The sequence below is a fragment of the Zarconia navalis LEGE 11467 genome, from assembly GCF_015207075.1.
Classification (GTDB): Bacteria; Cyanobacteriota; Cyanobacteriia; order Cyanobacteriales; family Geitlerinemataceae; genus Zarconia; species Zarconia navalis.
Genome location: NZ_JADEXN010000369.1, coordinates 1 through 5627, shown reverse-complemented (window position 1 = coordinate 5627; position 5627 = coordinate 1). Strand labels below are relative to the sequence as shown.

Annotated in this window: 4 protein-coding genes; 1 reads left to right on the top strand and 3 read right to left on the bottom strand. The window is 52.7% G+C overall.

Features of this window, described 5'->3' with window-relative positions; genetic code table 11:
* A partial coding sequence (locus IQ235_RS17210; protein WP_264322657.1) for a ribonuclease R family protein occupies window positions 1-2100 on the bottom strand: 2100 nt, incomplete at its 3' end.
* A gap of 545 nt (window positions 2101-2645) precedes the next feature.
* Between IQ235_RS17210 and IQ235_RS17205 the strand changes: the two genes are divergently transcribed.
* Window positions 2646-3248, top strand: coding sequence for a slr1353 family protein (locus IQ235_RS17205; RefSeq protein ID WP_264322656.1), 603 nt, complete (start codon window positions 2646-2648; stop codon window positions 3246-3248).
* A gap of 38 nt (window positions 3249-3286) precedes the next feature.
* Here IQ235_RS17205 and clpP read toward each other — a convergent pair whose 3' ends face one another.
* Both clpP and IQ235_RS17195 read right to left on the bottom strand, forming a co-directional pair.
* Window positions 3287-3892, bottom strand: a complete 606-nt coding sequence (gene clpP / locus IQ235_RS17200; RefSeq protein ID WP_264322655.1) for an ATP-dependent Clp endopeptidase proteolytic subunit ClpP — start codon at window positions 3890-3892, stop codon at window positions 3287-3289.
* A gap of 382 nt (window positions 3893-4274) precedes the next feature.
* A complete protein-coding gene (locus tag IQ235_RS17195; RefSeq protein ID WP_264322654.1) occupies window positions 4275-5408 on the bottom strand; it encodes a glycosyltransferase family 4 protein in 1134 nt (377 codons plus the stop codon).
* Between the last annotated feature and the right edge of the window lie 219 nt (window positions 5409-5627).

Sequence of the window (5627 nt, the reverse complement as noted above, 5' to 3'; positions counted from 1 at the left end):
CCAGTCATCTTTAAGGGAGGAGACGTGGACGAGTCCCTCTAAGCGATTGGGAGCCGCACCTTTTTCTCCCGATTCGAGTTCCACGAAGAAACCATAAGACTGCACGCCGGTAATTAAGCCCTGGAAGACTTCTCCCGTGCGCTCTTTCATCGCTCCAGCTTTTTGCAATCCGTTCAAATCTTCTTCAGCCTCGATGGCCAATTTTTCCCGTTCGGTTTGGGAAATCACCACGGCATTCAACTGACTTTCAAGTTCGTTATGGATTTCTGGAGGCAGGACATTCCAGTTGATATTGCCGTGGCAGGAAGAATGATGCAAATCCACTCGATCTTTCGATCTTGTCGAGCGGCGATCGCGTCCCCGATCGAAAACTGCGTGCAACACCCGCAGTACCAGCAAATCTGGATAGCGCTGCATGGGACTGGTGACGTGGGTGTAGCCCGATTCGATCGCCAATCCGAAATGAGACCCCGGCTTGGTGCTGTAGTAAGTGGATTTGAGGGTCGCTTCGAGCAAATAGGTTAAAATTTTCTCATCGTCCGACTCCACAAACTGCTCGGTGAATTGCTTGAAATCTGTCGAGTCGATGGCTTCTTCGTCTTCGAGCCACAGCTCCACGCCCATGTTGCTCGTCAGTTTCATCATATCCTGCACGTCGCTCAAGTCTGGGGCGGGATGAACGCAGAAAATACCGGGAACGTCGAGGGCGCGCAAATGCTCTCCCACGCATTGATTGGCAAGTACCGCTAACTCGCACGAAATTGCCTGGGCCGGTAGCATGGGAGAGAGAACCATCACCCCCAAAACATCTTCGTTGTCGAAATGGTTGTGGGTTTCGGGCAAATTCAACTCGCACGCACCTCGCTGCAATCGCTGTTCTCGCACAGCTTGGCTGAGCTTAAACAGTCTATCTAGCGCTTCTATTTCTCCCTCGGGTAAATCAACTTCACCCGATTCCCCATCGCGATCGAGGACGGCTTGTGCCTGGGTATAGGTCAACAGGCGATCGACTTGGATAACGCTCGGTTGAATCTCGAAGCCCAGGGTTTCCCCTTCCTCGTTGACGGTTATCGAAATCGACATCGCGAGGCGATCGACATCCGGCACCAGATTGCAAGCTTCTTTGATGTTATTCGGTAGTAGGGGAAGAATGGTATCGCCCAAGAAAATACTGCTCCCCCGTCGGCTCGATTCCCGATCGAGGGGGGAGTCTGCCGGGATATGGTAAGAGACATCACTGACGTGAACCCCGATTTCCCACTGCCCCGATTTTTTGAGTTTTTTGATGCTCAATGCCCGGTCGACAATATCGCTGTTGGAGGTTTCGTCAATAAACGCGAGGGTTACCAATTTACGGAGATTTTGTCGATTTTGCAGATCCGTTCGCTTGAGCTTTCCATCGATTCCCTCATCGGCTTTAAGAGCTTTGGACGGAAAAGCCCGAGGCAAATCGTGCTTGCAGCAAACAATATCGATATCGTCGGCCGCTTCAGCATCGCTGCCGAGAATTTGGGCCACCCGTCCCACGGGCAAAGACGAACCGAGAGGATAGCGCTGCACTTCGACGTGAACCAGGTAATCGATCGCTTCTTGCAAGTTGGTACCGTTGGCATCCAGTTCGATTTCAAAAAGCAGTCGATCGTCGAGAGGCACGGCGCGGTAGCTATTTTCAGCGTCCTTGATACGGGCGAGAACGCTGGGATTGGCCCGTTCGAGAATCAGCTTCACTTCTCCTTCTGGAGAACGACGGCGACTGCCTTCTTTGATCACCTTGACGAGGACGCGATCGCCGTTCCACGCCGTACTCAAATGGGACTCGCGCACGTAGATATCTTCGGCCCCTTCTTCATCCTGAATAGCAAAGCAAAACCCTTTACTCGAACATCGCAGTTTGGCTTCGACGATGTCTTCTTCAAATTCCCTTCGATACCGTCCCCGATCTTTGATCAAAATCCCAATTTTTTCGAGGGCTTCTAGGGCGATTTGGAGTTTCGCGAGGCACAGTTCGTCCTCGCATTCCAATTTTTTCTCTAAAACTTTTGGGGCGACTAGCTTGTCATCTGTAAAGTTCGACAGCAATGTTGCGATTGAAAATTCCATGTAGTGTCTTATATCCTTACTATCCTAATGGGTTGTCTCCTTCATCGATCGGTTGTTTGTTGCAACTGACGACCGATCGATGAGGGAGGGAACGATCGCGTGCGAATCGGTCGTACCGCTAAGGGAGCGAACTCACCCTCGCCGGAGTCGCGACGCTTCTCCCGTCAAATCCGTCCAATCCGTCGAGCCGCAATTTAAGTGTTTGGCGACCGGGTTTTAGAAGTACGCGCGAACCTCAAGTGAGTGACTGACATTTCCCCGATCGTGAGAGCGCTCGGGCAACCCGAAGTTTGAATTGGCGAAGTTCCCATCACAGGCCTTGGAGTTGAGGGTTAGGGGGAGATCGCCCGTGTTTCAACAACGTCTACCCAACTGTACCTCCATGATGAGAGCCTCTAAAACCATCGGGAAACAGGTTTGCTGAAACAGTGAAAGTTCGTGGGGCAAAATCGATCCAGAATTGCCACGCGAATGAAGAATCTTTCTTATTCTAGATTTAACCCTCTTTTGGCACAAGCCATTATTGAAGAACTTTGAAGAACTTCATGGAGTCTAACGTGTTGCCTCAGTTTCGAGAACGCTACCCCACCGGCAGTTTGATTGGCGAGTTGATAACGATTCACGACGGTAGCTACGTGGTTCGGGCGATCGTCGAGGTGGAAGGAAAAGTCGTCGCGACCGGGCTGGCTGCGGCCAATACCGTCGAAGAAGCCGAAGACCGCGCCCGAATTCGGGCACTCGGTCTTTTGGGTTTGTCACCTGGAACTCTCGAATCGAACCCCAGTTCGATCGCCCAAGACCCGGTTGTTTCTTTTCCCACGCCTCTGACCACGCCTCTGACCGCGTCTGTGGATATCTCCCAGTTACCTTCGACCCCACCCTCAGCTCGGGAATCTCAACAAAAGGAAGCGGATCGCTCGCCCGCAGCCGAGGACATTTCGATGGATATAGAGAAGAGCATCGAACCCACAGACAATGTAGAGTGGCTGATGAACAAAACGACGGTGGAAATTCAGCGTCTGGGCTGGAGCGCCACTGAGGGTCGCCACTACCTCGAACGAACCTACGAGAAGCGATCGCGCCAGCACCTGACTCGTGAAGAACTTGTCGAGTTCCTCACCTATCTCAAATCTCAGCCGACTCCCTAAGTCCGAAGCGCGAACCGGAGAGCCGACCGTTGCGAACTCTAGCTCACCGCCACGGGTCGTCCGGCGGGCTTATGGTTATCGATGACTTTATCGATCAAGCCGTAGGTCACCGACTCCTCGGGAGACATAAAGAAATCCCGTTCCGTATCTTCCTCAATTCGTTCGAGGGGTTGACCGGTATGGTCGGCGAGTAGCTCGTTGAGGCGGCGTTTGGTCTTGATGATTTGCTCGGCTTGAATGGCAATATCCGTTGCCTGACCTTGCGCGCCTCCGAGAGGTTGGTGGATCATAATCCGAGAATGGGGCAAGCTCAGGCGCTTTCCTTTGGTACCGCCACTGAGCAAAAACGCACCCATACTAGCTGCCAATCCCATGCAGATGGTGGAGACATCGGGACGAACGTAATTCATGGTATCGAAAATCCCCATCCCGGCCGAAACCGAACCACCAGGGGAGTTGATGTAGAGGTAAATATCTTTTTCTGGGTCGTCGGCTTCGAGATACAACAGTTGAGCGACAATATTGTTGGCTAGATCGTCGTTCACCGGTTGTCCGAGAAAGATAATCCGCTCGCGCAGCAGTCGCGAGTAGATATCAAACGCGCGTTCCCCACGTCCAGACTGTTCGATAACGGTTGGAATCATTGATTCGCCTAAAAGTTTGGGTTTTTTCTTATTTTAGTACGGTGGCGAAATCCTGCAGATTTACTCGGTGGTATCAGTCACCTTCAGGACTGACGCAAAGCGCTCGCACATCCGATTGTGTCGGAGTAATCTCCCTGTCGCAGTGGTGTCAACTTAAGGTCTGGATTTTGTCAACACCCCATTATGGACTGCCAAAACCCAGACCCCCCGCGCACAAAGAGATTTCTAGTAATCGGCGTTTTCACATCGGGTCAAGACCTGACACGCGAGAGAAGATCGTTGACCCTCGACATTCGACACGATCGCGCGTCTTTGACACCACTGCTGTCCTCCCGTAGTTCCCTCTGGCTCTGTAGTCGTTTTAGTCCGAAGCCCGTTCGTTTTACGCCACGGATGGCAGGGTTCGTTCGGCTAAAACGGTCTGATAATATTGACGCAGTTGTGCTGTAGCGGCCGTCCAGCCCCAGCGTTCTGCTTCTTGGCGGGCGTTTTGGCGCAGAGTTTCTCGGGTTTCTCCCTCGGCGAGCAAACGTTGGGTGGCGTCAATCGCCCCCGTTCGAGATTCTGGGTCGAAGAGATAGCCGTTTACCCCATCCTGGACGATATCGGTAATTCCCCCAGTTCCGGCCGCCACCACCGGACAACCGGCAGCCATGGCTTCGAGTAACACCAATCCCAGGGTTTCCGTGCGGGACGGGAACAGGAAGGCATCGGCAGAAGCAAAGGCGGACGCGAGTTCGAGACCCTGGAGATAGCCGACGAAGTGGGTGGGGGTATCGGTAAAATGCTCCTCTAAGGCTTGGCGGTGGGGGCCATCTCCCACTAAGGCGAGGCGGGCGTTGGGAATGGATTCGAGAACGGGTCGAATTTGCTCGATTTCTTTTTCTGGAGACAGGCGACCGACATACAGCAGGAGGGGTGCGTCGGGATGACCTTGAGACAGGCGCGATCGCATTTTTTGGCTAGCTAAGTGGGGTTGAAACATCTCCGTATCCACACCGCGCTGCCACAAGTCAGTCCGTTCGATGCCGCGATCGCTCAACTCTTTGACCATTGCTGTAGAGGTGCAAAGGTTGAGTTGGGCTTGATTGTGGATCGATCGCAGCAGACCCCACAGCATATCCTCGAACATTCCCAAACCGTAGTGCTGAAGGTATTGGGGCAGATGGGTATGGTAGGAGGCAACTAAGGGGAGTTTGAAGGAATTGGCGTAGTACAGCCCTCCCAGCCCCAACATCGCTGGATTGACCACGTGAATTAAATCCGGGCCGAATTCTTCTAACACCGGGCGTAGCGTGGGGCGCGGTACCGCTAACTTCAGTTCCGGATACAGGGGTAAGGGAAAGCCCGAAACACCGTGTATTTTTGCTCCTTTGTATTCGGTTAAGCCGCCTTCGGGAGCAATAACTAAAACGCGATCGCCCGCCCGTTGCAACTGTTCGACGGTGTGGCGCAGGCGGGTGACGATACCATCAACTTTGGGCAAAAAGGTTTCTGTAAATAACGCGATACGCATAGATATTTTAGGTCGGGGATCGATACGATCGATAGATAAAAGGGTAAGGTGACGAACTTTCATGCCACAATATCACGTTTGGGACGTGGGAAATCAAAAATTGGGGCAAGGCGGTAAAGTGCGCCAAATCCTTATCCCCTCCTTTACCCAGCCTTAATTTACGATCGGTCAAAATCGAGAAATTCCGAATATCGGGGGACACAGAGATGGGGGATACAG

What these genes read in the sequence shown, in the direction of transcription:
- IQ235_RS17205 (WP_264322656.1), top strand. Translation starts at nt 2,646, where the DNA reads ATGGAGTCTAACGTGTTGCCTCAGTTTCGAGAACGCTACCCCACCGGC.
- clpP (WP_264322655.1), bottom strand. Translation starts at nt 3,892, where the DNA reads ATGATTCCAACCGTTATCGAACAGTCTGGACGTGGGGAACGCGCGTTT.
- IQ235_RS17195 (WP_264322654.1), bottom strand. Translation starts at nt 5,408, where the DNA reads ATGCGTATCGCGTTATTTACAGAAACCTTTTTGCCCAAAGTTGATGGT.